The sequence below is a fragment of the Neisseria shayeganii 871 genome, from assembly GCF_000226875.1.
GTDB classification, from domain to species: Bacteria; Pseudomonadota; Gammaproteobacteria; order Burkholderiales; family Neisseriaceae; genus Eikenella; species Eikenella shayeganii.
Map to the genome: position 1 here is coordinate 322,318 of NZ_JH164926.1, position 24,788 is coordinate 347,105.

The 24,788-nt window shown below is 58.2% G+C and carries 21 protein-coding genes and 1 pseudogene; 8 read left to right on the forward strand and 14 right to left on the reverse strand.

Annotated elements, in window-relative coordinates; genetic code table 11:
- Nucleotides 1-79: 79 nt before the first annotated feature.
- Nucleotides 80-1,678, forward strand: a complete 1,599-nt coding sequence (locus tag HMPREF9371_RS01440) for a YdgA family protein (RefSeq protein WP_009118036.1) — start codon at nt 80-82, stop codon at nt 1,676-1,678.
- A gap of 50 nt (nt 1,679-1,728) precedes the next feature.
- On the opposite strand, the gene ruvB is transcribed toward HMPREF9371_RS01440, so the two are convergent.
- The 4 genes from ruvB to HMPREF9371_RS01460 all read right to left on the reverse strand — a co-directional run bounded on the left by ruvB (nt 1,729) and on the right by HMPREF9371_RS01460 (nt 5,821).
- The gene (gene ruvB, locus HMPREF9371_RS01445; protein WP_009118037.1) at nt 1,729-2,754 is read right to left on the reverse strand and encodes a Holliday junction branch migration DNA helicase RuvB; all 1,026 of its coding nucleotides are present in this window, start codon (nt 2,752-2,754) and stop codon (nt 1,729-1,731) included.
- A gap of 148 nt (nt 2,755-2,902) precedes the next feature.
- Nucleotides 2,903-3,334 carry a DUF2147 domain-containing protein gene (locus HMPREF9371_RS01450; protein ID WP_009118038.1) on the reverse strand — a complete coding sequence of 144 codons (432 nt, stop codon included), beginning with the start codon at nt 3,332-3,334 and terminating at the stop codon, nt 2,903-2,905.
- A 236-nt stretch (nt 3,335-3,570) separates the two neighbouring features.
- Nucleotides 3,571-4,848, reverse strand: coding sequence for a tRNA lysidine(34) synthetase TilS (tilS, locus tag HMPREF9371_RS01455; protein WP_232203062.1), 1,278 nt, complete (start codon nt 4,846-4,848; stop codon nt 3,571-3,573).
- Nucleotides 4,849-4,861: 13 nt separating this feature from the next.
- Nucleotides 4,862-5,821, reverse strand: coding sequence for an acetyl-CoA carboxylase carboxyltransferase subunit alpha (locus HMPREF9371_RS01460; RefSeq protein WP_009118041.1), 960 nt, complete (start codon nt 5,819-5,821; stop codon nt 4,862-4,864).
- A gap of 442 nt (nt 5,822-6,263) precedes the next feature.
- Between HMPREF9371_RS01460 and HMPREF9371_RS01465 the strand changes: the two genes are divergently transcribed.
- Nucleotides 6,264-8,975: a bifunctional acetate--CoA ligase family protein/GNAT family N-acetyltransferase gene (locus tag HMPREF9371_RS01465; RefSeq protein ID WP_009118042.1), complete on the forward strand. Its 2,712-nt coding sequence runs from the start codon at nt 6,264-6,266 to the stop codon at nt 8,973-8,975.
- A gap of 60 nt (nt 8,976-9,035) precedes the next feature.
- Nucleotides 9,036-9,219 (forward strand): annotated as a pseudogene (locus tag HMPREF9371_RS13990) (hypothetical protein).
- Between the two features lie 70 nt (nt 9,220-9,289).
- Here HMPREF9371_RS13990 and HMPREF9371_RS01470 read toward each other — a convergent pair.
- From HMPREF9371_RS01470 to HMPREF9371_RS01500, 7 genes are all read right to left on the reverse strand, one after another.
- Nucleotides 9,290-10,177 carry a DMT family transporter gene (locus HMPREF9371_RS01470; protein ID WP_009118043.1) on the reverse strand — a complete coding sequence of 296 codons (888 nt, stop codon included), beginning with the start codon at nt 10,175-10,177 and terminating at the stop codon, nt 9,290-9,292.
- An 82-nt stretch (nt 10,178-10,259) separates the two neighbouring features.
- A complete protein-coding gene (prfB, locus tag HMPREF9371_RS01475) occupies nt 10,260-11,363 on the reverse strand; it encodes a peptide chain release factor 2 (RefSeq protein ID WP_009118044.1) in 1,104 nt (367 codons plus the stop codon).
- A 126-nt stretch (nt 11,364-11,489) separates the two neighbouring features.
- Nucleotides 11,490-11,741 (reverse strand): PhaM family polyhydroxyalkanoate granule multifunctional regulatory protein, encoded by a 252-nt coding sequence (locus tag HMPREF9371_RS01480; RefSeq protein ID WP_009118045.1) that lies wholly within the window; start codon nt 11,739-11,741, stop codon nt 11,490-11,492.
- A gap of 71 nt (nt 11,742-11,812) precedes the next feature.
- Complete coding sequence (locus HMPREF9371_RS01485) at nt 11,813-13,291, reverse strand: patatin-like phospholipase family protein (RefSeq protein ID WP_009118046.1); 1,479 nt, start codon at nt 13,289-13,291, stop codon at nt 11,813-11,815.
- Between the two features lie 151 nt (nt 13,292-13,442).
- A complete protein-coding gene (gene glyA, locus HMPREF9371_RS01490; RefSeq protein ID WP_009118047.1) occupies nt 13,443-14,693 on the reverse strand; it encodes a serine hydroxymethyltransferase in 1,251 nt (416 codons plus the stop codon).
- A gap of 131 nt (nt 14,694-14,824) precedes the next feature.
- Nucleotides 14,825-15,460 carry an alpha/beta hydrolase gene (locus HMPREF9371_RS01495; protein ID WP_009118048.1) on the reverse strand — a complete coding sequence of 212 codons (636 nt, stop codon included), beginning with the start codon at nt 15,458-15,460 and terminating at the stop codon, nt 14,825-14,827.
- A 171-nt stretch (nt 15,461-15,631) separates the two neighbouring features.
- Nucleotides 15,632-17,263: a CTP synthase gene (locus tag HMPREF9371_RS01500; RefSeq protein WP_009118049.1), complete on the reverse strand. Its 1,632-nt coding sequence runs from the start codon at nt 17,261-17,263 to the stop codon at nt 15,632-15,634.
- 173 nt (nt 17,264-17,436) lie between these two features.
- Between HMPREF9371_RS01500 and gmk the strand changes: the two genes are divergently transcribed.
- The 4 genes from gmk to prfA all read left to right on the forward strand — a co-directional run bounded on the left by gmk (nt 17,437) and on the right by prfA (nt 22,104).
- Nucleotides 17,437-18,045, forward strand: a complete 609-nt coding sequence (gene gmk / locus HMPREF9371_RS01505) for a guanylate kinase (protein ID WP_009118050.1) — start codon at nt 17,437-17,439, stop codon at nt 18,043-18,045.
- Nucleotides 18,046-18,147: 102 nt separating this feature from the next.
- A complete protein-coding gene (gene rpoZ, locus HMPREF9371_RS01510; RefSeq protein WP_009118051.1) occupies nt 18,148-18,354 on the forward strand; it encodes a DNA-directed RNA polymerase subunit omega in 207 nt (68 codons plus the stop codon).
- Between the two features lie 21 nt (nt 18,355-18,375).
- On the forward strand, nt 18,376-20,904 hold the full coding sequence (locus HMPREF9371_RS01515) for a RelA/SpoT family protein (RefSeq protein ID WP_009118052.1): 2,529 nt from the start codon (nt 18,376-18,378) through the stop codon (nt 20,902-20,904).
- A 123-nt stretch (nt 20,905-21,027) separates the two neighbouring features.
- Nucleotides 21,028-22,104, forward strand: a complete 1,077-nt coding sequence (gene prfA / locus HMPREF9371_RS01520) for a peptide chain release factor 1 (protein ID WP_040660612.1) — start codon at nt 21,028-21,030, stop codon at nt 22,102-22,104.
- Between the two features lie 96 nt (nt 22,105-22,200).
- Here the strand turns inward: prfA and HMPREF9371_RS01525 are convergent, their stop codons facing one another.
- The 3 genes from HMPREF9371_RS01525 to HMPREF9371_RS01535 are packed head-to-tail and all read right to left on the reverse strand — an operon-like array spanning nt 22,201 to nt 23,707.
- A complete protein-coding gene (locus HMPREF9371_RS01525; RefSeq protein ID WP_009118054.1) occupies nt 22,201-22,542 on the reverse strand; it encodes a hypothetical protein in 342 nt (113 codons plus the stop codon).
- A 38-nt stretch (nt 22,543-22,580) separates the two neighbouring features.
- Complete coding sequence (gene ygfZ, locus HMPREF9371_RS01530; RefSeq protein WP_009118055.1) at nt 22,581-23,441, reverse strand: CAF17-like 4Fe-4S cluster assembly/insertion protein YgfZ; 861 nt, start codon at nt 23,439-23,441, stop codon at nt 22,581-22,583.
- A gap of 17 nt (nt 23,442-23,458) precedes the next feature.
- Nucleotides 23,459-23,707 (reverse strand): NGO1151 family protein, encoded by a 249-nt coding sequence (locus HMPREF9371_RS01535; RefSeq protein WP_040659928.1) that lies wholly within the window; start codon nt 23,705-23,707, stop codon nt 23,459-23,461.
- 134 nt (nt 23,708-23,841) lie between these two features.
- On the opposite strand from HMPREF9371_RS01535, the gene HMPREF9371_RS01540 reads away from it, so the two are divergent.
- On the forward strand, nt 23,842-24,780 hold the full coding sequence (locus tag HMPREF9371_RS01540) for a hypothetical protein (protein ID WP_009118057.1): 939 nt from the start codon (nt 23,842-23,844) through the stop codon (nt 24,778-24,780).
- The last annotated feature ends 8 nt before the right edge of the window (nt 24,781-24,788 follow it).

Sequence of the window (24,788 nt, forward strand, 5' to 3'; positions counted from 1 at the left end):
TCAGGTAGCCCGATGCACGACATCCCCGATATTTGGTGTTATCCTTGCGGCTTGACCGCTTATTGAATTTGGTTGTTGCATGAAAAAGTCATTATGGGCCGCTTCCGGCGTGGCCGTTACCGCCGCCGTTTTGTTCGGCGCCGCCCCGTATTATCTGGGCATTAAGGCCGAGCAGAGCTTGAGCCGCCAGCACGAAATGCTGGCGCAAACCTCGTTTCTGCAAGTGGAATCGCGCGAGTATGCGCGCGGCTGGTTTTCGTCCACCGAAACCACGGTGCTGCGTTTCAAGCCCACCTTTTTGGCGCAGATTCAAGACAAGCTGCCTGATAACCTGAAAACCTTGCTCAAGCAGCCGATTACGGTCAACAACCACATCCGCCACCATCTGTTTGCCAACGGCGTGGTGCCGGTGCGTGCGGTGGTGGACAGCGAGTTTGTCTTCCAAGCCGAATCGCAACAAATTCTGCAGCGCTTTTTCGGCAACCAACAGCCGGTCAGCCTGAGCAACGTTATCCGTTTGGACGGCAGCGGCAAGCTCGAATGGCAGATTCCGTCATTCCAATACGAAGAGCTGTCGGGCATTGCGATCCAATGGCAGGGCTTGCAGGGCGAAACCGAATATGCGCGCCATTTTTCGTCTTACCAAACCGATATCCGCAACCCCGGCGTTACCATGACGTTGGCCGACAAAGGCAGTGCGGCCTACAGCGGCTTGCACATCCGCACCCACACTGAAGAAGGCCGCCACGGCTTGTCTTTAGGCAGCAGCGAATTCAAGCTCGATTCACTCACTTTGGAGTGGAAAGACAGCATCGAATACGACATCAAGCTCAACGAGCTGATCAATATGGTGTCCGGCCTGCAAATCGGCAGCTTTCTCAACCCCTACGGCCAAGTGGCGCCGTCTAAAGTGAAGCTGGAAAACCTGTATATGAACACCGCCATGTCGGAAGACGGGCAATGGATCAATACCGAAGGCCGTTTCGGCTTTGCCAAACTGGTTTACGGCGAAGAGCAATACGGCCCGTTGGCGATTGAGGCCGCTGCCGAGCATTTGGACGCCGCCAGCCTGCTGGCCCTGAAGCAGCGCCGCGACGAGTTGATTTCGCGTCAGTTGGATGAAAATGAAATGCGCGAAGCGCTGTTGGCCAGCATTCGCAATGAAGCGGCCGGCCTGTTTACCAACGATCCCCTCATCACCCTGCGCCGTTTCGAGTTTGCCATGCCGCAAGGGGCCATCCGTAGCGAAGGGGCGTTGAAATTCAGCGGCCTGACCGCCCCGGATTTGAACGATTTCAATGCGATGATGCGCAAAACCGATGCCGATTTCCAAATCAGCCTGCCGCAAAAATTAGTCGAGCAGCTGGCGGTGGCGCAAGCGAAAAACTACATCAGCGTTGATCCAGAAGCGGGCGATGCCGATGCCGAAATCAGCGAGGCAGTGCGCCTGTGGCTAGACAGCATGCTGACGGCCATGGCCGATCAAGGCTACCTGAAACTCGATCAGGGCATCATCAGCACCCAGATCGTGGTGCGCGACAATACCTTGAGCATGAACGGCAAGAAAGTGGATGTGCAGCCCGATGCCGACCTGCTGCCCGACAGCGCTTTGGAAGAAGGGGCGGCAGAAACGGCGGCAGAGGCAGATGCGGCTTCTGCGCCGGCTTCATCGTCTTAATCCTCCCCCATAAAATCGGGGCTGAAGCGGTAATCGCTTCAGCCCCGATTTTATTTTTCCAAACCGAAATGCAGATAACTGCGCTCGGTGGCCACGCGCCCGCGCGGAGTGCGCTGCAGAAAACCCTGTTGGATCAGATACGGTTCGATCACGTCTTCAATGGTATCCGTGCTCTCGCCGATGGCGGCGGCTATATTGTCCAGCCCCACCGGGCCGCCGCCGAATTTTTGCAGCACGGCTTCCAGAAATTTTCTGTCCATCACGTCCAAGCCTTCTCCATCCACATCCAGCATCTGCAAAGCCGCATCGGCGGTGGCGGCATCTACGCGGCCGCTGCTTTTCACTTCGGCATAGTCGCGCACACGGCGTAGCAGGCGGTTGGCGATGCGCGGGGTGCCGCGGCTGCGTTTGGCAATTTCAAATGCGCCGTCTTCTTCAATCGTCATCTGCAGCAAAGCCGCCGAACGCGACACGATGGTGGCCAAATCGCTGCTTTCGTAAAACTCCAGGCGGGAAACGATGCCGAAACGGTCGCGCAGCGGATTGGTGAGCATACCGGCGCGGGTGGTGGCGCCGACCAAGGTAAACGGCGGTAGGTCGATTTTTACCGAACGGGCGGCCGGCCCTTCGCCGATCATGATGTCGAGCTGGTAGTCTTCCAAAGCGGGATAGAGGATTTCCTCCACCACCGGGCTGAGGCGGTGGATTTCGTCGATAAACAGCACATCATGTGGCTCCAGATTGGTGAGCAGGGCGGCCAGATCACCGGCCCGCTCCAGTACGGGGCCGCTGGTTTGGCGCAGATTGACGCCCAATTCGCGTGCAATGATGTGGGCAAGCGTGGTTTTGCCCAAGCCGGGCGGGCCGAACAGCAGAGTGTGGTCCAAAGCCTCGCCGCGCTGTTTGGCGGCGGCAATAAAAATGCCCAGCTGCTCTTTGGCTTTGGCCTGGCCGATGTAGTCGGACAGGGTTTTCGGCCGCAAAGCGCGTTCCAGCAGCTCTTCTTGGGCAGACATCTTTTTGGTGGTAATCAGCCGTTCTGGAGCGGTGGCGGTGAGGGAGTCGGTGTGCAGCATGGCGGAGACAGAATGGGCGGAAGAGGGCGTTATGATAACCGAACGGGGGGAATTTTTCAGGCAGACGGGGTTGTGTGGGTTTTCAGGTAGCCCGAACGGCATTCAGGCCCCGCCGCAGCGGAGCCTGAATGGGCAGACAGCGTTTGATTTAGCGCACACGCTGCCAGGTTTGGGTACGGCCCAAGGCGGATACGCCCATATAACCTCGCACTTTCAGCGCATTGCCACCGTCGGCCAGTTCGGCTTTGGCGCGGTAGGTATTGCCGCTTTTCGGATCAAAAATGCGGCCGCCCACGTATTTGCCGTCTTCTTCTTTCAGGCCGGTGAGCACGGTCATGCCGACCAGCGGGGCATTGGCTTTGTCGCCGCTGCAGCCGGGGCAGCGGTTTTCGACGCCGGGCATCAGTTGTACGATGGTGCCGTTGTAAACACCGTTGTTTTCGCTGATGCGGATCACGGCTTTGGGTTTGCCGGTTTCATCGTCCACGGTACGCCATTGGCCGACAATGCCTTCTGCACCGGCAACGGCGGTGAGGCAGGTGAGGGCGGCGGCAAGCAGCCATTGTTTGGGATTTCTCATAGCGGTACTCCTGTGTAGTGTTTGGTATTCATGAGGAAGGCGGTCTGCCGGAGAGGGATGCTGTCCGCCGTGTGCGGAGCAGGCTGGGGCAGTGGCTGGCACTATAGGGATAATCAGCGGCGGATACAAGCATTTGGGGCTGAAATCGAGCAACAAAAATCGAATAAATATTACTAAATTTTGCTCTAAATCGAATTTAAGATTCTATTAAATATATATTTTTTAACTGTTCGGATTCAAACGGAATCAGGAGCGTCCGGCAGCAGGGCCGACAGTTCTGGAATGCGGCAAACGTAACCGCCAGCTACGGCCGCTTCGGGGGAAACGGCCAGTTGGGCCACGGCCAGGCAGCGGTTTTTGTCATCCGACCACACCGGCCACAGCGGACGCAGAAAAGGCGGTACGCGGCGCTCCTGCAGCAGACGGCGCACACTTTTGTGGCCGCCGCCGCGCAAAGGCAGGCGGTCTTGCGCCGATACCGGCCGCCAGTGCCCGTGGCGGATGATTGCTTCGGGCAGGCCGTATGCTGCGGTTTGCCACTCAGGCGTGAGGCTACCTGAAAGCAGCTGCCGGATGGTTTGGACGGCAGCCTCGGCCGAATAGAGGCAGTCGCCGTAATACACCGCACGGCCTTGCGGCAGCGGCCATTCGGCTTGTTGCGTGGCGGGGGCAGCCAAAGTGGCGGCGAAGTCGGCCACGGAAGCGGCGGTGGGCGTACCGAGTTGGAGCTTACGGGCAAAGGCGTACAGCTGCTGCTTGCGGCGCAAGGGGCTGAGGGCGCGCCATCGGGAAACATGGAAGCGGCCTGCGGCATCATGAACGGCGGCCCAATCGGCAGCGGCATATTCTTCCAGCAAAGCCAAATCGCGCTGAAGCTGGGCGACTGAGGCGGCCAGTTGTCGGGCGAAATGGGGCACGCGCTGGCGCCAAGGCGGCAGGCCTTCCAAACGCAGCCAGTTGCGCAACAGGGCGGTGTCTTGGTTGCTGTCGTCTTCGATCCAGCTCAAGCCGTGTTCGCGGGCATAAGCTTCCAGCTCTTGGCGGGAAAAAGCCAGTAGGGGACGCCATAAGCGGATCTCGCTGCTCAAATCCCTTTGCGCGGGCATGGCGGATAAAGCGCGCAGCCCGCCGCCGCGCAGGGCGGCCAGCATAAAGGTTTCGATTTGATCGTCGGCGTGATGGCCCAGGGCAATGATGCGGGCCGAACTGGCAGAAAAACAGCGGTAGCGTTCGGCACGGGCGGCGGCTTCCCAGCCTAAGCCGGCAGAGGCTACCTGAACGTATTCCACGCGCAGCGGAATCTGCCATCGGGCGCACAACTGCCGGCAAAATGCCACCCAATCGTCGGCTAAGGCGCTCAGGCCATGGTGGACGTGAACCGCGCTCAGCTCCAGCGGCAGGGTGCTGCGCAGGCTGTGCAGGATGTGCAGCAAAACCACCGAATCGAGGCCGCCGCTGAGCGCCGCTTCCACGGAAAAACGGCCGGCTGCGGCAGCCGGCCATTGTTGTGCCACGGAGGCAGCCAGTTTATTTTTCGCTGAATTGGCCATAAGCCATGATGCGGTCGAAACGTTTGGCCAATAGGGCGTCTGTGCTTTGGGCGGCACATTCGGCCAGCTGCTCGCTGATGACGCGGCGCACGTTTTCCATTACCGCTGCGTGGTCGCGGTGGGCGCCGCCCAAAGGTTCGTCGATGATGCGGTCGATTAGGCCCAAATCCAGCAGGCGTTTGGCAGTGATGCCCAGGGCTTGGGCGGCTTCGGAGGCTTTTTCGGCGGTTTTCCACAAAATGGAGGCGCAGCCTTCTGGGGAAATCACGGAGTAAGTGGCGTATTGCAGCATATTCACCGCATCGCCCACCGCAATCGCCAGTGCACCGCCGCTGCCGCCTTCGCCGATGACGGTGCAGATCACCGGCACGCGAAGGCGGGTCAGCTCGTAGAGGTTGCGGCCGATGGCTTCGGATTGGCCCCGTTCTTCGGCACCGATGCCAGGGTAAGCGCCTGGGGTGTCGATAAAGGTTAAAACGGGCAGGCCGAATTTTTCTGCGGTTTTCATCAGACGCAAAGCTTTGCGGTAGCCTTCGGGGCGCGGCATGCCGAAATTGCGGCGGATTTTTTCTTTGGTGTCGCGGCCTTTCTGATGGCCGATGACCACCACGCTTTGTCCTTCAAATTTGGCCAAACCGCCCACGATGGCATGGTCGTCGGCGTAATGGCGGTCGCCGTAGAGCTCTTCGAAGTCTGTGCACAGCGCATCGATGTAGTCTAGGGTGTAGGGGCGTTGGGGGTGGCGGGAGATCTGCATCACCTGAACAGGGGTGAGCTTGGCGAAGATGTTTTTGGTGAGTTCGTTGCTCTTTTTCTGCAAGCGGGCGATTTCTTCGGAAATATCCAGCACGGAGTCGTTTTGCACAAAGCGCAATTCGTCGATTTTCTGTACCAGCTCGGCAATCGGCTGTTCGAAATCCAAGAAAATCTGCTTCATCGGTTGGCTTCTTTCTGGGTAAAAACTCCCGCTATGATACGCCAATACGGGCACAGTTGCAGCTTTTCGGCGGCTTATTCGGAGCAAGTGCGGAGGGGTTTGGGAGTAAGCATTTGTTTTGCCGAAAAGATAAAGAAAAAATTTTTGTTAAGACGGACTAACTGAAAACGGATGGTCGGTTATTTATTGCTTAATATCTTGAGTACAATACGGAAAGAATGAAGATACTTTATTCAAAATCAACATCATTCCATATTTTCAGCTAGCCCTTGGTGGTTGTTTGGGTTGTAGGTGTGGAAACTAAGCCATTCAACGGTAAATCGGGGCAGTTTGAGTAACAGCTGGCACAGCAAAACGCTGCGTTACATCAATGCGCAGGCCGGTGTTTTCCGTTAGAATTTGTCGTCTGTTCAGCCGATTTCTATGTGAAGGAGTATTCCTGATGAAGCCGCATTACCTGCATCCTTTGTTTGCGCCGTCGCATGTGGCGGTGGTGGGCGCCAGCGATACCTCGGGCAGCGCGGGCCAGATTCTGCTCGGCAATCTGTTGGCCGGCGGCTTCAAAGGCAAAATCACGCCGGTCAATATCCGCCATGGCATGGTGGGCGGTTTGAAGGCTTATGCGCACCTGAGCGAGATTCCCGACCCGGTGGACGTGGCGATTGTATTGACGCGGATTTCTTCGCTGGAAGCCATTTTCAAAGATTGTGCAAAAAGCAAAATCAAATTCGCCGTGTTGTTGAAAACCCATAACCAAACCACGGCCAAAGACCGCAAGCTGCTGGAAAAAGCGGTGAAAACGGCAAAGAAATTGGGCGTGCGCGTACTGGGGCCGAGCTTTTTGGGCATGATGCGGCCGGCCGTCGGCTTGAATGCGGGCATCCACAACGGCACGGTGAAGGCGGGCAATCTGGCCCTGGTCAGCCAGTCCAGCGCTTTGTGCAGCGCCATGTTGGATTGGGCGGAGAGCCGCGACATCGGCTTCTCTACCGTGCTCTCTCTGGGCGAATACACTTGGGACGTGGATTTCGGCGAGATTCTCGATTATTTGGTCAACGACCGCAGCACGCAGGCGATTTTGCTGCATATCCACCATGCCGGCAACGGCCGCCACTTCATGAGCGCTTTGCGCTCTGCCGCCCGTTCCAAGCCGGTGGTGGTGATCAAATCGGGCAATGCCAACGGTCATTTGGCCGGCTACACCCTGGCCAGCCGCCGTTTGAGCGCCGGTCATGTATTCGACAGCGCTTTGGCGCGGGCGGGCGTGCTGCAGGTAAGGACCATGTCGGAAATGTTTACCGCGGTGCGCGTATTGGCGGCCAATTACCGCAGCAGCGGCGACCGTCTGGCGGTGGTGTGCAACGGCGTCGGCTTGGGCCTGCTCGCCGCAGATACGGCAGCCGATGCCGGTGTGCCCTTGGCGCAATTGGGCGAGCGTACCTTGGCTGCCCTGGCGGCCGGGCTACCTGAAAACTGGCCGCAGACCAATCCGGTGGATATTTTGGGCGATGCCGGCCCGATGCGTTTTCGCACGGCGGTGAAGCTGTGCTTGGAAGACGAAAACACCGATGCCGTGCTGGTGTTGTTCTCGCCGCAAAACGGTACCGACCACCTGACCACCGCCAAGATGATGATTCAGCTGCAAAGCGAAACGCAGAAGCCGATTTTGCTGTCTTGGCTGGGCGGCACCAAGGTGCAGAGCAGCCGGGATTTGTTTGTCCAGTCCAAACGGGTGCATTTCAGCAGCCCCGAGCAGGCCATGGCGGTGTTCCGCAAACTGGCCGACTACAACCACAACCAGCGTCTGTTGCTGCAAACCCCGCCGCCTTTGAACGACACGCATTTGCGGCCCGATCTCCCCGCCGCACACCGTTTGCTCGACTGGGTAGCCAAGAGCGGCCAACACATCGCGCCCGAACACATTTCCAAGCAGCTGCTCGGTTTATTCGGCATCCACACCAATCCGACACGCTTGGCGCTCAATGAAGAAATGGCCTGCGAAATTGCGGAGGAGATGGGTTATCCGGTGGTGCTGAAAATCGATTCGCCCGATTTGTTTTACAAATCCGATATCGACGGCGTGCGTCTGAATCTCGCCAACCGCGAAGAACTGGTGGCGGCTTACCGCCAAGTCTTGGCCAATGCCGAGGCGGTGGAGCCGAAAATCCGCATCAACGGCCTCACCGTGCAGCCGATGTATGCCGCCAAACACGGGCGCGAGGTATCGGTGAGCGTGGCCAACGATGCGGTATTCGGCCCGATTCTGACCTTGGGCGCAGGCGGAGACAGCGCCGACATACAAGGCAAGCTGGCAGTATCGCTGCCGCCGCTGAACGACACCCTGATCAGTGATATGTTTGCCCGTGCCGAAGTGGGCAAAACCTTCGGCAGCTACCGCAATATGCCGCCGATCGACGATTTGGCGCTGCGGCACCTCCTACTGCGTGTGTCGGAAATCGTGTGCGAGCTGCCGGAAATTGCCGAAATCGAAATTGATCCGATTATTGTGGGGCCGGAAGGCATCATGGTGCTGGATGCGCGGATGGTGTTGCGCCAGCAGGAAGCCCCCGTCGCCCGCTACGGCCACATGGCCATCATGCCGTACCCGCATTTCTTGGAAACCGAGACCACATTGAAAGACGGTACCGCCGTGTTCGTGCGGCCGCTGCGGCCGGAAGATGCCGATATGGTGCAGGCCTTTGTGCGCGGATTGTCGGACGAAAGCCGCTACAACCGCTTTATGTCCAGCATCAAGCAGTTGTCGCAAAACGTTTTGGTGCGTTTTACCCAACTCGATTACGACCGCGAAATGGCTTTGGTCATGCTCAAGCGGCACCCGGACGGTCATGAGGAAATTTTGTCGATTGCCCGCTATATTACCGACCCGGATATGACCACTTGCGAATTCGGCATTTCGGTTTCCGACCAGTGGCAGGGCCACGGCATCGGCGTGATCATGATGAATTTGCTGTTTGATGCGGCCCGCCATCAAGGCCTGAAAACCATGCGCGGCGAAATCCTGACCGCCAACACCGGTATGCAGAAGCTTACCCGCAAGCTGGGCTTCAATATTAAGAAAGATCCGGACGACACCAGCATTTGCCTGGTGGAGCGGCCCTTGGTGGAAAAAACGGAGCAGGCTGGTAAGGCTTAAGAATCGATAAGCCATGCCATATTGTTGCCCACCAGCTACCTAAGCCCTTTTACTTAACATATGCAAGATTCTCGTGCGGCACATTTCTGCGTTGTGCGTTTATGCCCTATGGGTACTGCTCGCTCGCTTGCCTATCTAGATGATATGTCTGTCCCGCAGGGACTCCTTCGTTCGCCTCGCTGCGCTGCTACGCCTTGTACTGCATCCACATCTGGGGGTTTTGCAAAGGTCTCAGGCTACCTGAAAACCGCTTCAGGTAGCCTGAACGTTAAAATGCGCAGACCGGCCGCGGATGTTTCTTTCTGCAGGGGTGTTCACACGACACGTTTCGGTAAGGGCCAAATCACGGCTACCGTCATGGCGGCCACAATCAGTAAACCGCCGAGCCAGACATGGCTACCGATGTGTTCGTTCAGCAGCCACCAGGCAAACAGGGCGGAAAAGAGCGGTTCCAGATTGAAAATCAGTGCCGCCCGCTGCGGTGTGGTTTGGTTTTGAAAACGCATCTGCACCCAGAAGGCAAAGGCGGTGGCAAAACCCGCCGTCAGCAGCAGGGCGCGCCACAGGCTGAAATCCCAGTTTTGCGGCCACAGCGGCTGCCCGCTCGGCAGGCAGAGTGCGGCAAACAGCAGGGCGGCGGCGGCCAGTTGGATCACCGTCAGCCATTCGGCGTTGTGGCGCAGGGTGAGCCTATCGGCGGCGATGATCTGCAGGGCGCTGAATACGGCGCCCACCAACACCAACATATCACCGAGTGCCACGCCCTCGAAGCTGAGTTGGGAAAGCACGGCCAAACCGGCCAGGCCGAGCAGTACCGACCATTTCACGCCGGCCGACATCGGTTTGCGCCACACCATGCGTTCCAACACAGGCACAAACAGCATGGTCAGCCCGGCCACGAAGCCGGTGTTGGCGGCGCTGGTGTATTGCAGGCCGCCGATGAGAAAGGCGAAGGTGAGAAACAGCAAAGCGCCCAACACGCTGCCGGTAAACAGGGTGCCGCCTGTCAGCTCGCGCGGCCGGCGCAGGGCAAACGGCAAGACCAGCAGGGCGGCCAAGGTAAAACGCAGCCACAACAGCGTCCACATGCCGTGCTGGGCCATGGCGTCTTTCATCAAGGGAAAGCCCAAGCCCCAGGCAATGGCGATGTTGAGCAGCATCACTTCGGCCAGCAGGGTGCGGCGGTTCAGCAGGGTAGTCATTAGGAACGTATAGAGAAAGGGTAGGGGAGTGAGAGAAGGCTACCTGAAAACGGTTTCAGGTAGCCTTCGGCGATGCGGCGGATTACACACCCTGTTTCAGGCTGGCTTCGATGAAGCCGTCCAAATCGCCGTCGAGCACGGCCTTGGTGTTGCCCATTTCGTAACCGGTGCGCAAGTCTTTGATGCGCGAGGAATCGAGCACATAGGAGCGGATTTGGTGGCCCCAGCCCACTTCGGATTTGCCGTCTTCCAGCGCCTGTTTTTCTTCGTTGCGCTTGCGCATTTCCAATTCGAACAGTTTGGATTTCAGCATGTCCATGGCCGCGGCTTTGTTGGCGTGCTGGGAGCGGTCGTTTTGGCACTGCACCACAATGCCGGTGGGCTCGTGGGTGATGCGCACGGCGGAATCGGTTTTGTTGATGTGCTGGCCGCCGGCGCCGGAAGCGCGGTAGGTATCGATGCGCAAATCGGCGGGGTTGATCTCGATTTCGATGCTGTCGTCCACTTCGGGGTAAACAAACACCGAGGCAAACGAGGTGTGGCGTTTGTTGTTGGAATCAAACGGCGAATAGCGCACCAGGCGGTGGATGCCGGTTTCGGTGCGCAACAGGCCGTAGGCGTATTCGCCGTCGAGCTTGATGGTGGCGCGGTTGATGCCGGCAATCTCGCCCTCGTCTTCCTCCAGCACCTCCACTTTGAAACCTTTGCGCTCGCCGTAGCGGGTGTACATGCGCAACAGCATGCCGGCCCAGTCTTCCGCTTCGGTGCCGCCGGCACCGGCGGTAATGTCGATGAAGCAGTTGTTGACGTCGGCGGGCTGGTTGAACATACGCTTGAATTCCAACTCAGCCATTTGGGCCTCCAAGCCGGCCACATCGGCTTCCAAAGCGGCAAAGCCGTCGGCATCGCCTTCTTCCACCGTCATTTCGATCAGCAGGCGGTTGTCTTCGATGCCGCCGGCAATGGTGTCGAGCGTGAGCACGATGCCTTCCAGCACTTTGCGCTCTTTGCCGATTTCCTGGGCTTTTTTCGGGTCGTTCCACAACTCCGGGTCTTCAGACAAGCCGATCACTTCTTCCAAGCGGTCTTTCTTGCCGTCGTAATCCAAGTAAACGCGGATTTCTCCGCTGCGCTTTTCGAGGTCGTCGAGGGTGTTGTTGAGTTGGTTGATGCGTTCGGCTTCCATGAGTTTCTTTATTAAGAGCTGAATTTTTTAAGGCGCGTATTGTAGCAGAGTTTGCCCTCGGCCGAGAGGGCGGAAAACCGCCCGCAACGGCGGGCTTCCGGCTTTCAGGTAGCCTGATGGCGGCCGTTATTTTGTTGATTCGCTGCCCCCGCCCGTCATCTGCTGCATGGTCTCAAAAAAGGCTTTTTGCTGGTTCAGCAGGGCTTTTTGGCTTTGTACCGCCTGTAATTGGAACTGCAGCCAGGTTTCGATGTAATCCAGCTCGGCGATTTTGCGGGCGGCCTCTTCCGCCGAAACCGGCGGCATAAAGGGCAGGGCGGTGGCGCTGCTGTTTTGCCAGAGTTGCTGCCAGGCGGCGAAAGGGTTGTCTGCGGACATGGTTTTCTCCTCGATGGTGTGGTGGTCTTGTGTTTATTGTCTGGATTGGCCTCAGGCTACCTGAAAAGCGTTTAGCGGCAAACGGTAACGGGTTCGTCTTCGCCGTTTTCTTCATGGCAGGCTGCGGGAGCGGGCACGGGAATGGCCGGTCCCACTGCGGGCTTGGCCGACAGGGCTTCGAGCAGTCTGGCGTATTCGGGCGACTGCTGCAACAGCACGCCGGCGGCGGTTTTCAGGTTGTTGACGTCTTGATTCGGCAGCTGGAAGCTGGTGGAAATATTGAGCACGGCGTGGCGCAGCGGCGTATCGGGCAGGTCGCGCAGATTGAGGCTGACAAAATGCATGCCGATTTTGCGGCCGGCCGGCGTGCGGATGTCGCTCTCGTTCCATTGGTCGGCCACGGCGCGGAAGCGGCGCAGCGATTCTTGGGAATATTGGTCGATCGGCACGTTGATCACGGCATTCAATACGTCCACAAAGCCCGGAACGGCAGCCGATTGGTCGATGTTGCTGCTGAGCTGGTTTTGCGCATTCACATTGATGATGGCGATGGTGTGCACCTTGCCGTTGGCAAACTGGCGGCGCAGCATGTTTTCGGGATAGATTTCGGAGGCATCCAGCAGGCTGCGCAGGCCGAGGTTGTCGGTAAGGCCGCCGTCGATCAGGTGGATGTACGGGCGTTTGCGGCTGTCGCCGTATTGGTTCAGGTGTTGGACGGTAAACTCGCGGCGGGTTTGGCTTTGCAGCCGTTCTTCGTCGCTGTCGGCCAAGGCTTGGCGCATATTCGGCGGCAGAGTATAGCCGCAGTTGCCGCCGTGGTTGTTGAGCGTGAGCGGGCTGAACACCAAGGGCACGGCGCTGGACGCGGCCACGGCGCGCGCCACCGGCAGCTTGGATAAATTCAGGCACATCACGTCGAAATATTCTTGGGTGAAGTCGAAACGGTGTCCGAGCGACATATCGGTGGCGGAAATCACCGCAAACGGCCCTTTGCGGCGGGCGGCCAAATCGCCGAAAGTGGTGTGGCCGAACAGGGTGTTTTCAAACTGCTCCTGCAGCAGATCGCCGCGGCCGAATTCCGGCGACGTCAGGCGGGGCAGATTGGCCAACGAAAATACTTGGCTGACCACCTGCTTCTGAAAGTTCTGCTTCAGAAAATTCTGCTCGAAAGCCGGAATGGTGTCTTTGCCGTGCATGGCGTAATAGGCGGCCAATACCGAGCCGCCGGAGACGCCGTATACCAAATCCACGCTGTCCATCAGCGTGGTTTCGCGTCCGTTCACATACACTTTCTGGCGGCTCAATTCTTCCAAAACGCCGTAGCCCAAAGCGGCCGCCCGCGAACCGCCGCCGGAAAACATCAAAATCACAAACACGTCATCATCGTGTTTCTGCAGGTTGTGGCTCAAACGGTAGCCCTGCTGGCGGTCGATGCGGCTGATGGTTTCCACCGGCTGATATTGCACCAGGGCACAAGCGGAAAACATCAAGGCCACCGCCGCCAGCCATAAGCAGCGGCCAAGCAGGGAGAGCAGACGGAGCGCTTGCATGGTGTTCGACCCGAATGGAATAGAAGAGAAAAAGAATGCAAAACTGCCGTGCGGCAGTATAACCGAAAGCCAGCGGCAGCGGATATGGCGGACCATAGAAAACAGGCTACCTGAAAGCGTTTCAGGTAGCCTGCTCGGCATCAGTCTGGCATCAGGCACCGTAAACCGGATTTTTGTCGCACAAGGCTTTGGCCGCGGCGGCCACACGCTCCAGCGTGGCTTGGTCTTCTGGGTTCTCCAGCACGTCGGCAACCAAATTGGCCAACTCGCGGGCATCGGCTTCGCTGAAACCGCGGGTGGTAATCGCTGCGGTGCCGACACGGATGCCGGAAGTGACAAACGGTTTTTCGGGGTCGTTCGGAATGGCGTTTTTATTGATGGTGATGTGCGCTTTGCCCAAGGCTTCTTCGGCGGCTTTGCCGGTAATGTTTTTGGAGCGCAAATCCACCAAGAAAACGTGGCTTTCGGTGCGACCCGAAATAATGCGCAAACCGCGTTTCACCAACTCTTCCGCCATGGCTGCGGCATTGATTTTCACTTGTTTGGCGTATGCTTTGAATTCCGGCTCCAATGCTTCTTTGAAAGCCACGGCTTTAGCGGCAATCACATGCATCAGCGGGCCGCCTTGCAGGCTCGGGAAAATGGCGGAATTGAGGGCTTTTTCGTGCGTGTTGTCGCGGCACAGAATCACGCCGCCGCGCGGGCCGCGCAAGGTTTTGTGAGTGGTGGTGGTGACGAAGTCGGCATAAGGCACGGGATTGGGATATTCGCCCCCGGCCACCAAGCCTGCGTAGTGCGCCATGTCCACAAACAAGTAGGCGCCCACTTTGTCGGCGATTTCGCGGAACTTGGCCCAGTCGATTTGCAGGGCGTAGGCGGAAGCACCGGCCACAATCATTTTCGGTTTGTGTTCCAAAGCCAAGCGTTCCACTTCGGCGTAATCCAGCACTTCGTTTTCATCCAAACCGTAAGTGATGGCGTGATAGAGTTTGCCGGAAATGTTGACCGATGCGCCGTGAGTTAAGTGGCCGCCGTGTGCCAAGCTCATGCCGAGAATGGTGTCGCCGGGTTTCAGCACCGAAGCGTATACGGCTTGGTTGGCTTGCGAGCCGGAGTGCGGCTGTACGTTGGCGTATTCGGCGCCGAAGAGTTTTTTCACGCGGTCGATGGCCAGTTGCTCGGCGATGTCTACATATTCGCAGCCGCCGTAATAGCGTTTGGCGGGGTAGCCTTCGGCGTATTTATTGGTCAGCTGGCTGCCTTGCGCTTCCATCACGGCGCAGCTGACGTAGTTTTCGGAAGCAATCAGCTCGACATGGTCTTGCTGGCGTTGCACTTCTTTGGCGATTGCGGCCGCCAGTTCGGGATCGTATTGCTCAATCGTCACGCTCTTGGAGAACATGTTTTTTCCTTTTGCGGGGTAGGGGGTGAAAACGGGCCTTATTGTAACCGAGTTTGCTGCGGTGGTTGGCGGATTTTCAGGTAGCCTTTCGGGCTACCTGAAAGCCGGAACCGTCATCTGGCGAACAGGTTTTATTCGGCCAATAAGGCCGGCACAAAACGCAGCAAGGTATCGCGCAGGGGAATCAGTTTGCCGTGGAAAAAATGGGAAGCCTGCGGCAGCACGGTAAGCGGCAGATTCTGCGGCGCGCTCCAATCCAAGGCATTCTGCAGCGGCACCACATCATCGGTTTCGCCGTGTACCAACAGGGTTTTGGCCACATCCGGCACGGCAGGCGCCGCTACGGGATAAATGCCCACCGCCGGCCCCAGCAGCACCAAAGCATCCGGCTCGCGCTGTTGGGCGGCAAATGTGGCCACATAGCCGCCAAAGGAGAAACCGGACAACAATAATTTGGCGGCTTCGGGGTGCTGCGCACGGGCAAAATCTATCACCGCCACACAGTCGTCGGTTTCGCCGCGGCCGTAATCATGGGTGCCGTCGCTTTCGCCCACGCCGCGCAAATTCGGCAGATAACAATGAAAACCGAGCTTGGCATAGGCTTTGGCCGCGGTTTGGATGACCTTGTTGGTAAACGTGCCGCCGTGCAGCGGATTGGGATGGTTGACCACCGCCACGCCGCGCACTTCGCCTTCGGCCGGCAGATAAATGGTTTGCAGTTTGCCGGCCGGGCCGTCAATCCACAGCAGGTTTTGCGGAGTGAGCATACAGCGATTTCCGTTCGATTGAATCAAATACTTCCCATAACTGTAATTATGGGAAGTATTATTTGGGTTGGAATAGGGCGTTTTGAGGCAATTTATTCACGGCTGTTTTCATACAGGAACCGCCCTGGTTGTTACTTGGGCGGCTCCCTCTGAACTTTCAGGTAGCCTGCATCAGCCTTTGTGGCTCAACGCCGCTTTGATGAAGGCGGTAAACAAAGGATGGCCTTTGCGCGGCGTGGAGGTAAACTCGGGATGGAACTGGCTGGCAAAGAACCACGGGTGCTGTTCTGCCGGCAATTCGATGGTTTCCACCAAGCGTTCGCGACCGCACGATAATCCGCCCACCACCAAACCGGCGGCTTCCAACTGCGGCACATAATGATTGTTCACTTCGTAACGGTGGCGGTGGCGCTCCTTGATGCGGGTGCTGCCGTACACTTGAGCCGCCAGGCTGTCGGCTTTCAGTTCTACTTCCTGCGCGCCCAAACGCATGGTGCCGCCCAAATTGGCGTGTTCGTCGCGTTTTTCCACGCTGCCGTCGGCGGTTTGCCATTCGTCAATCAAAGCCACTACCGGATGCTCGGCTTTCAGGTCAAACTCGGTGGAATTGGCACCGGCCAAACCGGCCACATGGCGGGCAAATTCGATCAACGCAATCTGCATGCCCAGGCAAATGCCCAAATACGGCACGTTGTGTTCGCGGGCATAGCGGGCGGCGGCGATTTTTCCTTCCACACCGCGAGCGCCGAAGCCGCCGGGCACCAAAATCGCATCCATGCCTTTCAGGCAGCCGGGACCGTCGGTTTCGATGGCTTCGCTGTCTACATAGGTAATCTGCACATCGGTTTCGGTGTGGATGCCGGCGTGTTTCAGCGCTTCGGTGAGCGATTTATAAGATTCGGTGAGATCCACGTATTTGCCCACCATGGCAATGCGCACGGTGTGCTTGGGGTGTTCGATGGCGTGGACGATTTTTTTCCAAGGGGTCAAATCGGCCTGCTGCACATTGAGCTGCAACTGCTCGCAAATGGTGTTGTCAATGCCTTGATTGTGCAGCATTTCGGGGATTTTATAGATACTGTCGGCATCGTAGCAGCCGATAACGGCGCGCTCTTCCACATTGCAGAATAAGGCGATTTTGCGTTTTTCTTCTTCCGGCAGAATGCGGTCCATGCGGCAGATCAGCACGTCGGGCTGGATGCCGATTTCGCGCAACTCTTTGACCGAATGCTGGGTGGGCTTGGTTTTGATTTCGCCGGCCGCGGCGATATAAGGCACATAGGAGAGATGCACAAACAGGGTGTTGTTGCGGCCCAGCTGGCTGCGCATCTGGCGGATGGATTCCAAAAACGGCAGCGATTCGATGTCGCCCACGGTGCCGCCGATTTCAACAATAGCCACATCATAACCGGCTGCACCTTCATGCACTTTGCGCTTGATTTCGTCGGTGATGTGCGGAATCACCTGCACGGTGCCGCCCAAGTAGTCGCCGCGACGCTCTTTGGCGATCACGGTTTCGTACACCTGGCCGCTGGTGAAGTTGTTGCGCTTGTACATGGTGGCGTTGATGAAACGCTCGTAGTGGCCCAAGTCCAAGTCGGTTTCAGCGCCGTCTTCGGTCACGAACACTTCGCCGTGCTGGAAGGGGCTCATGGTGCCGGGATCGACGTTGATATAGGGATCAAGCTTGAGCATGGTCACGCTCAGGCCGCGCGATTCGAGGATGGCGGCAATGGAAGCGGCGGCGATACCTTTACCCAAAGAAGATACAACGCCGCCGGTTACAAAAATAAACTTGGTCATGATGTGCTGCCTGTTTCGGAAAGCGCGATTTTACCTTGTTTCGGCAAAAAGCAAAAGCGCCCCGCTTTCGATTTGAGGCTACCTGAAATAGCCGCATTCTATGGCTTGCATAACTTTCAAAGCCTTTGCCGCTATGCGATAATACGGCTTTCCCATACGGCTGCAACCGCATCATGCTTGGCAATATTTTCATCATCTCCGCCGCATCGGGCACCGGCAAAACCACGCTGGTTTCCCGCTTACTGCAAAAACATCCCGACATCCGCGCCTCCGTGTCGCACACCACCCGCCTGCCTCGGGAAGGCGAGGAAAACGGCCGCCACTATCATTTTGTCAGCATCCCCGAGTTTGAGGCCATGATTGGCGATGCCGGTTTCTTGGAGTATGCCCGCGTGTACGACAATTATTACGGCACCAGTATGCGCCAGCTGGAAGAGCTGACCCGACAAGGGGTGGACGTGATTCTAGAGATTGATGTTCAAGGCGCCGCACAAGTGCGCCAAGCCTTGCCGCAGGCAGCCAGCATTTTCATTGCCCCGCCCTCTTTTGCCGTACTGGAATCCCGCTTGCGCGGCCGCGGCACCGATGCGCCGGAAGTGATTGCCAAGCGCTTGGTCGAGGCCCGCAACGAAATCGAGCAGGCGCCGCTGTTCGATTATTTGGTGGTGAACGATGATTTGGACAACGCCGAAGCCGCCCTGCTCAACATCATCCGCGCCAAGCGTTTCCTCAGCTCGGCACAGGAAAAAACCTTACACAGTCTCTTGGCAGAAACCCGATAAGCCTTACAATAGGCCGCTGACTGCAGGCTACCTGAAACCTCCATCCGCTTTTCAGGTAGCCTGCCCCCTCGTCCCCAATCGTTTTAACAAAAGGAAACCCACATGGCCCGCATTACCGTAGAAGACTGCATCACCCGCATCCCCAACCATTTCAACCTGACGCTGGCCGCCGCTTACCGCGCCCGCCAGCTGGCCAACGGCACCGCGCCGCTGGTGGACGACATCCGCAACAACAAACCCACCGTGACCGCCCTGCGCGAAATCGCCGCCGGCCAAATCGGCGAAGAAATCCTCTCGCGCAACAAATAAAAAATTGCACCTGCCCGCGCCATGATTGCCCCGACTGCCGATTACGATACCGCCACCCTGAGCCTGCGCACAGGGTTGTTCGCCCGCGTCCAATACCTGAAAAAAGAAGAGCGCTGGGCCATGCTCGAGGCCGCCTGTGCCTACGTTTTCGAAACGGCAGCCAAGTCGGGCCAAACCGAGCAGTTGTCGCGCGCGTTTGCCTTGTGCACCGCTTTGGCCAAGGAAGAGCAGCGGGTGCACGCTCTGTGTGCGGTACTGATCCAAACCGCCATGGAAGACCTCGGCACCCAAGCCGAGTTAGACAAACTGCAGCCGCTGTTCGGCGATGTCTGTACCGAAATCATCGCCCACCTCAACACCCGCAGCGGCACCACGGCGGAAGAGCAACTCGCCCTCTGCCGTCGTCAAATCAACGAGGTGTACAGCCTCATTATTGAGCGGGAGCGCGCGCGGCTGTTACAGGCCGCAGGCTACCTGAACGAAGAAGAACGCGCCCTGCTCAACCGCGCTTGCGACTTCGGCATCCAGGCACACGAAGGCCAGTTCCGCAACAGCGGCGTGCCTTATATTACACATCCGATGACCGTAGCCGCCCAGCTCGCCGGCTGGCAGATCGACATCCAAGGCTTGTGCGCCGGCGTGCTGCACGATGTGCTGGAAGACACCGGCACCAGCAAAATGCAGTTGGCCGCCGAATTCGGCGACGCCATTGCCGATATGGTGGACGGTCTCTCCAAATTGGAAAAGCTGGAGTACAACGACCAAGCCCAGCATCAGGCGGAAAGTTTCCGCAAGCTCATCATGGCGATGGTGAAAGACATCCGCGTCATCATCGTCAAGCTTTCCGACCGCCTGCACAATATGCGCACGCTGGATGCGAAAAAGCCCGAAAGCCGCCGCCGCATTGCGCAGGAAACCATGGAAATCTATGCCCAGCTGGCCAACCGCATCGGCCTCAACCATGCTTACCGCGAGCTGCAGGATTTGTCTTTCATGCACCTCTACCCCAACCGCTATTCCGTGTTGGAAAAAGCCCGCAAGGCCAGCCGCCGCAACCGCCGCGACGTAGTGGGCAAGGTGTTGAGCGCGTTTAATGTGCGCCTGTATGAAGCCGGCATCGAGGCGCAAATCAAAGGCCGCGAAAAAAACCTCTACAGCATCTATAAAAAAATGCAGGACAAACAGCTGCATTTTGCCGAGGTGATGGACATTTACGGCTTCCGGGTGATCGTGAACAGCATTCCCGACTGCTATGCCGCCCTCGGCGCCCTGCACAGCCTTTACAAACCCAAGCCCGGCAAGCTCAAAGACTACATAGCCATTCCCAAAGCCAACGGCTACCAAAGCCTGCACACCACACTGGTCGGCCCTTTCGGCCTGCCCATCGAAGTGCAGATCCGCACCCGCGAAATGGACAAAGTGGCCGAAGAAGGCGTGGCCAGCCATTGGCTCTACAAAACCCCCGGCGGCGCCGACAATGCCGCCACGCTGCGTACCCACCAATGGCTGCAGAACATTCTCGATTTCCAAGCCCAGGGCGACAATGCCATCGAATTTCTCGAGCATGTCAAAGTGGATTTATTCCCCAACGAAGTCTATGTGTTCACGCCCAAAGGCCGCATCCTCGTGCTGCCTGAAGGCGCCACCCCCATCGACTTCGCCTACGCCGTGCACACCGACATCGGCCACCGCTGCGTCGGCGCCAAGGTGAATCACAATATGGTGCCGCTGCGCACCCGATTGCGCACCGGAGACAGCGTGGAAATCATCACTTCCGACAAACCCCGCCCCAATCCGGCGTGGCTCAACTTCGTCGTTTCCGGCCGCGCGCGCAGCGCCATCCGCAACCAACTCAAACACACCGACCGCCGAGATGCCGTGGCTTTGGGCGAAAACCTGCTGCAAAAGGCCCTCTCCGGCCTGCTGCCCAAAGACGTCCTGTTGTCGGAAGAACTCAAAGACCAATACCTGGCCGACCTGAGCAGCCGCAACACCAGTTTCGAAGACATCCTCTACGAAGTGGGCATGGGCCGCCTGCTGCCCGTTTCCGTGGCCATGCACATTGCCGCCCTGGCCGGCGAACATGGTGGCAGTGAAGTCAAAATCGCCCCCATCAGCGTGAGCGGCAGCGAAAGCGGCCGGGTGCGTTTCGCCCAGTGCTGCCACCCGATTCCCGGCGACAGCATCAAAGCCCTGTTGATCAAAGACCAAGGTCTGATCATCCACCGCGACCACTGCCCCAATGTTTTGAAAACCGACCCCGAGCAGCAGCTGGATGCCAATTGGGACAAACTGGAAAAACGGCAATACCGCGCCGGCATCCGCGTGGCTTCCATCGACACCCACGGCCTGCTGGCTTCCTTGGCGCAAACCATTTCCGCCAACGGCGCCGACATCGAATCGGTCGATACCCTGTCGCGCAAACAAGACGGCACCGAAGGATTCATCGAATTCCGTTTCTCCCTGCAGGTGCAAAACTGCGAGCAACTGCAAAAAATCAGCCACGCCCTACAATCGATACCGCAGGTACGGCAAGTGGAACGCGTCTAGCGCCGAACACCCTTTCCACACTGCTGTCCTTCATCGGGCTGCCGCTTTCAGGTAGCCCGATGCCGATAAACAAAACACCCGCCGCGCTTATTGCCTTCAGGCTACCTGAACACCCGCCACATCATGAAACCTTCTTTACTCGACAAACTGCACGCCCTCTCCGAGCGGCTGGAAGAAGTGACCGCCCTCTTGGGCTCGCCCGAAGCCACCGCCGACATCGACCACTACCGCCGCCTCAACCAGGAACACGCCGAACTCACCCCGGTGGTGGACACCTACCGCCAATACCGGCAGGCGCAAAGCGACTTGGCCGCCGCCGAAGAGCTGTTGGCCGACCCGGAAATGAAAGACTTTGCCGCCGAAGAAATCGACGATGCCAAAGCAAAAATCGACACACTCGACACCGAGCTGCAAAAACTGCTGCTGCCCAAGGATGCCGACGACGACAAAAACATCTTCATCGAAATCCGCGCCGGCACCGGCGGCGACGAAGCGGCCCTGTTTGCCGGCGACCTGTTGCGCATGTACACCCGCTTTGCCGAGCGCCAGCGCTGGCAGGTGGAAATCGTGTCGGCCAATGAGAGCGATTTGGGCGGCTATAAAGAAGTGATCGCCCGCATCGTCGGCCACGGCGCCTACAGCCAGCTCAAATTCGAAAGCGGCGGCCACCGCGTGCAGCGCGTGCCCGCCACCGAAAGCCAGGGCCGCATCCATACCTCGGCCTGCACCGTGGCGGTAATGCCAGAAGCCGACGAATTGGAAACCATCGAGCTCAATCCCGCCGATTTGCGCATCGACACCTTCCGCGCCTCCGGCGCCGGCGGCCAGCACATCAACAAAACCGATTCCGCCGTGCGCATCACCCACCTGCCCAGCGGCCTGGTGGTGGAGTGCCAGGACGGCCGCAGCCAGCACGCCAACAAAGCCCAGGCCATGAAAGTGCTGGCCGCCCGCCTCAACGACATCCAAAAACGCGAAGCGCAGGCCAAAGAAGCGGCCGAGCGCAAATCGCTGATCGGCAGCGGCGACCGCAGCGAGCGCATCCGCACCTACAACTACCCGCAAGGCCGCGTGACCGACCACCGCATCAACCTCACCCTGCACAAGCTCGATTTTGTGATGGACGGCGACATGGGCGAAATCACCGCCGCCCTGATTGCCGAACATCAGGCCGAGCAATTGGCGGCGATGGGCGAATAAAGCCGCATTCAAGCAAACAGGCTACCTGAAAACTTCGGCTGGGCATTCATCTGCTTGGCCTGTTTTCAGGTAGCCTGTTTGTATTGGCTATGTGCTCTACGGTACGGCTTCGTCTTGCAAATACTCCGCCCAACTGTAACGGCATGGCTCACCGCGTTGGTTTTGCCAAGATACGCTCAAGGTCTGTGCGTCATACACAAAATGCCGCCGCAGCCACAACCACATCGACACCCCATAGCAGGCACGGCCGAGCAACCAAACCAGCCAACCCGGCCAGCCCCAAAACCAGTCAAACCAAGCCAGGCCGGCAATCCACAGTATCAAGGCTAGCCAACTGAGCCCATCCGACACATTGAGCAACACATAGCCTGCCGGGCTGCAACGCCGCCAGCCCAATCTTTCGATCTCATGCTGCCACATCGGGCTGAACAGAATCATGCCGCCCCTTTCTGCTTTATCGGCACATCACAAGGGCTTTAAGACGCCTCGTCCTCCGCCTCAAACCAAGTCCTTTCCAAGCGTAGCGCCTTCCCTTCGCAAGACAAACTCTGCCCCGCAGCGGCAAATTTGATGACCGAAAGTTGGATAAAACCGTTTTCATCGGCGGCATTGTTGATGACAATGCCCGCCTCTTCTCCGGCCACCTCGATTTTGTTGCCCGGTGCCACAGCCGATTCGCTGCGGGTTTGCGCCAAGCCGCGCTTCACTTGGCCACGATATTGCGCCCGGGCAATGATTTCCTGCCCCGGGTAGCAGCCTTTTTTGAAATGCACGCCGCCCAAACGGTGTTGGTTCAGCATTTGCGCCACCGCCGCCTCGCTGGTGGCGGCCGATATCCAAGGCCGGCCGGCGCGGATTTCCCCGGCAAACCAAGCCGATTCGGCCGCCGCCGTGTCGGCCGCCGGCAGGCTTTCCCGACTCAACAGCAAGCCGTTGCCGCCGGCCAACACACCGCTCAGCACGCCTTCTGCCTCAGCAAACGGCAGTTTCAAAGTATCGGCCGCCGGCTGCGGCCCGCTCATGCCGCTCTGGCCGTACACCTGCCAGCCGGCAGCTTCATCGAACACCACTTTGCTGCGCAAGACAAACATACGCAGGCGCTTAACCACCGCCGCCGCCAAATCCGCCGCCATCAGCAGCAAAAAGCGGTTTTCCAGCCGCCACACCAACATATTGGCCAACACCCGCGCTTTGGGTGTGTTGTAGGTAGCGAAACAGGCTTCGCCCACGGCCAAATCGGTGATGTGGTTGGAAAGCTGGCCGTGCAGAAACTCGGCGGCATCGTCGCCTTCCACGGCAATGACTTGGAAAAAGGGCAAACGGCATAAAGCAGGCATCGGCTTCTCCTATTTGGTCAGCGTTGTTCGCCGAAAAAGGCGTGGACGGCATCGTGAAACACATCGGTCATCGGGCTGTCTTCGTATTCCAAGCGCGCCAATTCGTCATCAAAGCCCAAGCGCACCGATTCGGCCACTTCCTGCACCATATCGGCTGGCAGGGCGCGCACCAAGCTGCGCAAGGCAGTGGCCAATACCAGGTTTTGCGTGCGCAGGATGTCGATTGACTCTTCCAAATAGCTGATTCTTTGATGCAAATCTTCCATCGTATGCCTTAAAAAACGGTAAGGGTAAAGGGCGGCCATTATAAACCCGCCGCCGCTGGTTTGACAAAAAGACCGCCTGCGCCCGATTCGGCTATAATACCGACGGTTCCGATCCCCTATCCACACTCCCTGCCATGAATCAAGACCATCCGCAAAACCCGCTGGTATTTACTCTCAACGACGACGGCCCCGCTACCTCTTCCACCGCAGACACCGCCGATATGGAAGATTGGGAAAAAGGCCTGCAACGCCTACAACAGAAAAGACGCTACCTGAACAGCCCGGACAGCGCGCCCGGCGCCGAACCTTCCCGTCAGATGTTTACGCTGGAAGAACCCGTTCCGCCCCCGCCGCCCAAGCCTGCCCCTTCCGCTGCCAAAACCCATATCGCCGAAGCCGGCCGCCGGCGCAAACTGAGTTTGGACGAACAAAAACAGACCTATCAGGCTTACTTGGCACATTGGCAGCAACAGCACAACAGCCGCCAGCCGGAAGGCGATTTGGACGACCCGCAGATTCTGTTTCAGGAAGACTGGCTGAACGCGCAAAACTCCTTGTATGTGGGCCGCCATGATGAGGCCGCCGCCCAAGCCACCGTTTGGCTGAACAACCGCCGCCCGTCGAGGGTAAGCGAAGGCCAAACCATTTTGGACAAACTGCAAGCCTTGGAAGCGGCTGCCCAGCCCCAGGCTGAAGGTCAAAGCGGGGCCGCAGCGGCGACGCTTCAGGCCGACCTGCCTGCCCAGCCGGAAAACGGCGACGCCACCGCTGCTTTGGCCGCCGCCGCCGAAAAAATCGTACTGCTCAACATTTATGCCCCGCCCGAAGCGGCCGGCCGCAAAATGCTGTGCTTGAGCGAGCAAGTGTTGCTGGAGCGCTTGGCGGAAAAACTGCGCCCCCATCTGGCCGACGCCGTGGCCGGCATGGTGAAAACCGCCGTGCAAAAGCAAACCGCCGTCATGCTGCAGCAGATGCAGCAGTCGTTTTTAGACGAAGTGCCGCAGCTGGTGGACGATATCCTGCGCCACAACCTTGGCCGGGCTTTGAATGCGGTCAAGCGCGAACAGCTCTGATTGATCCG

What these genes read in the sequence shown, in the direction of transcription:
- HMPREF9371_RS01540 (WP_009118057.1), top strand. Translation starts at nt 23,842, where the DNA reads ATGAATCAAGACCATCCGCAAAACCCGCTGGTATTTACTCTCAACGAC.
- HMPREF9371_RS01485 (WP_009118046.1), bottom strand. Translation starts at nt 13,291, where the DNA reads ATGCAAGCGCTCCGTCTGCTCTCCCTGCTTGGCCGCTGCTTATGGCTG.
- HMPREF9371_RS01460 (WP_009118041.1), bottom strand. Translation starts at nt 5,821, where the DNA reads ATGAAGCAGATTTTCTTGGATTTCGAACAGCCGATTGCCGAGCTGGTA.
- ruvB (WP_009118037.1), bottom strand. Translation starts at nt 2,754, where the DNA reads ATGCTGCACACCGACTCCCTCACCGCCACCGCTCCAGAACGGCTGATT.
- HMPREF9371_RS01440 (WP_009118036.1), top strand. Translation starts at nt 80, where the DNA reads ATGAAAAAGTCATTATGGGCCGCTTCCGGCGTGGCCGTTACCGCCGCC.
- HMPREF9371_RS01465 (WP_009118042.1), top strand. Translation starts at nt 6,264, where the DNA reads ATGAAGCCGCATTACCTGCATCCTTTGTTTGCGCCGTCGCATGTGGCG.
- ygfZ (WP_009118055.1), bottom strand. Translation starts at nt 23,441, where the DNA reads ATGCCTGCTTTATGCCGTTTGCCCTTTTTCCAAGTCATTGCCGTGGAA.
- prfA (WP_040660612.1), top strand. Translation starts at nt 21,028, where the DNA reads ATGAAACCTTCTTTACTCGACAAACTGCACGCCCTCTCCGAGCGGCTG.
- HMPREF9371_RS01480 (WP_009118045.1), bottom strand. Translation starts at nt 11,741, where the DNA reads ATGTCCGCAGACAACCCTTTCGCCGCCTGGCAGCAACTCTGGCAAAAC.
- HMPREF9371_RS01495 (WP_009118048.1), bottom strand. Translation starts at nt 15,460, where the DNA reads ATGCTCACTCCGCAAAACCTGCTGTGGATTGACGGCCCGGCCGGCAAA.
- HMPREF9371_RS01450 (WP_009118038.1), bottom strand. Translation starts at nt 3,334, where the DNA reads ATGAGAAATCCCAAACAATGGCTGCTTGCCGCCGCCCTCACCTGCCTC.
- gmk (WP_009118050.1), top strand. Translation starts at nt 17,437, where the DNA reads ATGCTTGGCAATATTTTCATCATCTCCGCCGCATCGGGCACCGGCAAA.
- glyA (WP_009118047.1), bottom strand. Translation starts at nt 14,693, where the DNA reads ATGTTCTCCAAGAGCGTGACGATTGAGCAATACGATCCCGAACTGGCG.
- rpoZ (WP_009118051.1), top strand. Translation starts at nt 18,148, where the DNA reads ATGGCCCGCATTACCGTAGAAGACTGCATCACCCGCATCCCCAACCAT.
- HMPREF9371_RS01515 (WP_009118052.1), top strand. Translation starts at nt 18,376, where the DNA reads ATGATTGCCCCGACTGCCGATTACGATACCGCCACCCTGAGCCTGCGC.
- HMPREF9371_RS01470 (WP_009118043.1), bottom strand. Translation starts at nt 10,177, where the DNA reads ATGACTACCCTGCTGAACCGCCGCACCCTGCTGGCCGAAGTGATGCTG.
- HMPREF9371_RS01535 (WP_040659928.1), bottom strand. Translation starts at nt 23,707, where the DNA reads ATGGAAGATTTGCATCAAAGAATCAGCTATTTGGAAGAGTCAATCGAC.
- prfB (WP_009118044.1), bottom strand. Translation starts at nt 11,363, where the DNA reads ATGGAAGCCGAACGCATCAACCAACTCAACAACACCCTCGACGACCTC.
- HMPREF9371_RS01525 (WP_009118054.1), bottom strand. Translation starts at nt 22,542, where the DNA reads ATGATTCTGTTCAGCCCGATGTGGCAGCATGAGATCGAAAGATTGGGC.
- HMPREF9371_RS01500 (WP_009118049.1), bottom strand. Translation starts at nt 17,263, where the DNA reads ATGACCAAGTTTATTTTTGTAACCGGCGGCGTTGTATCTTCTTTGGGT.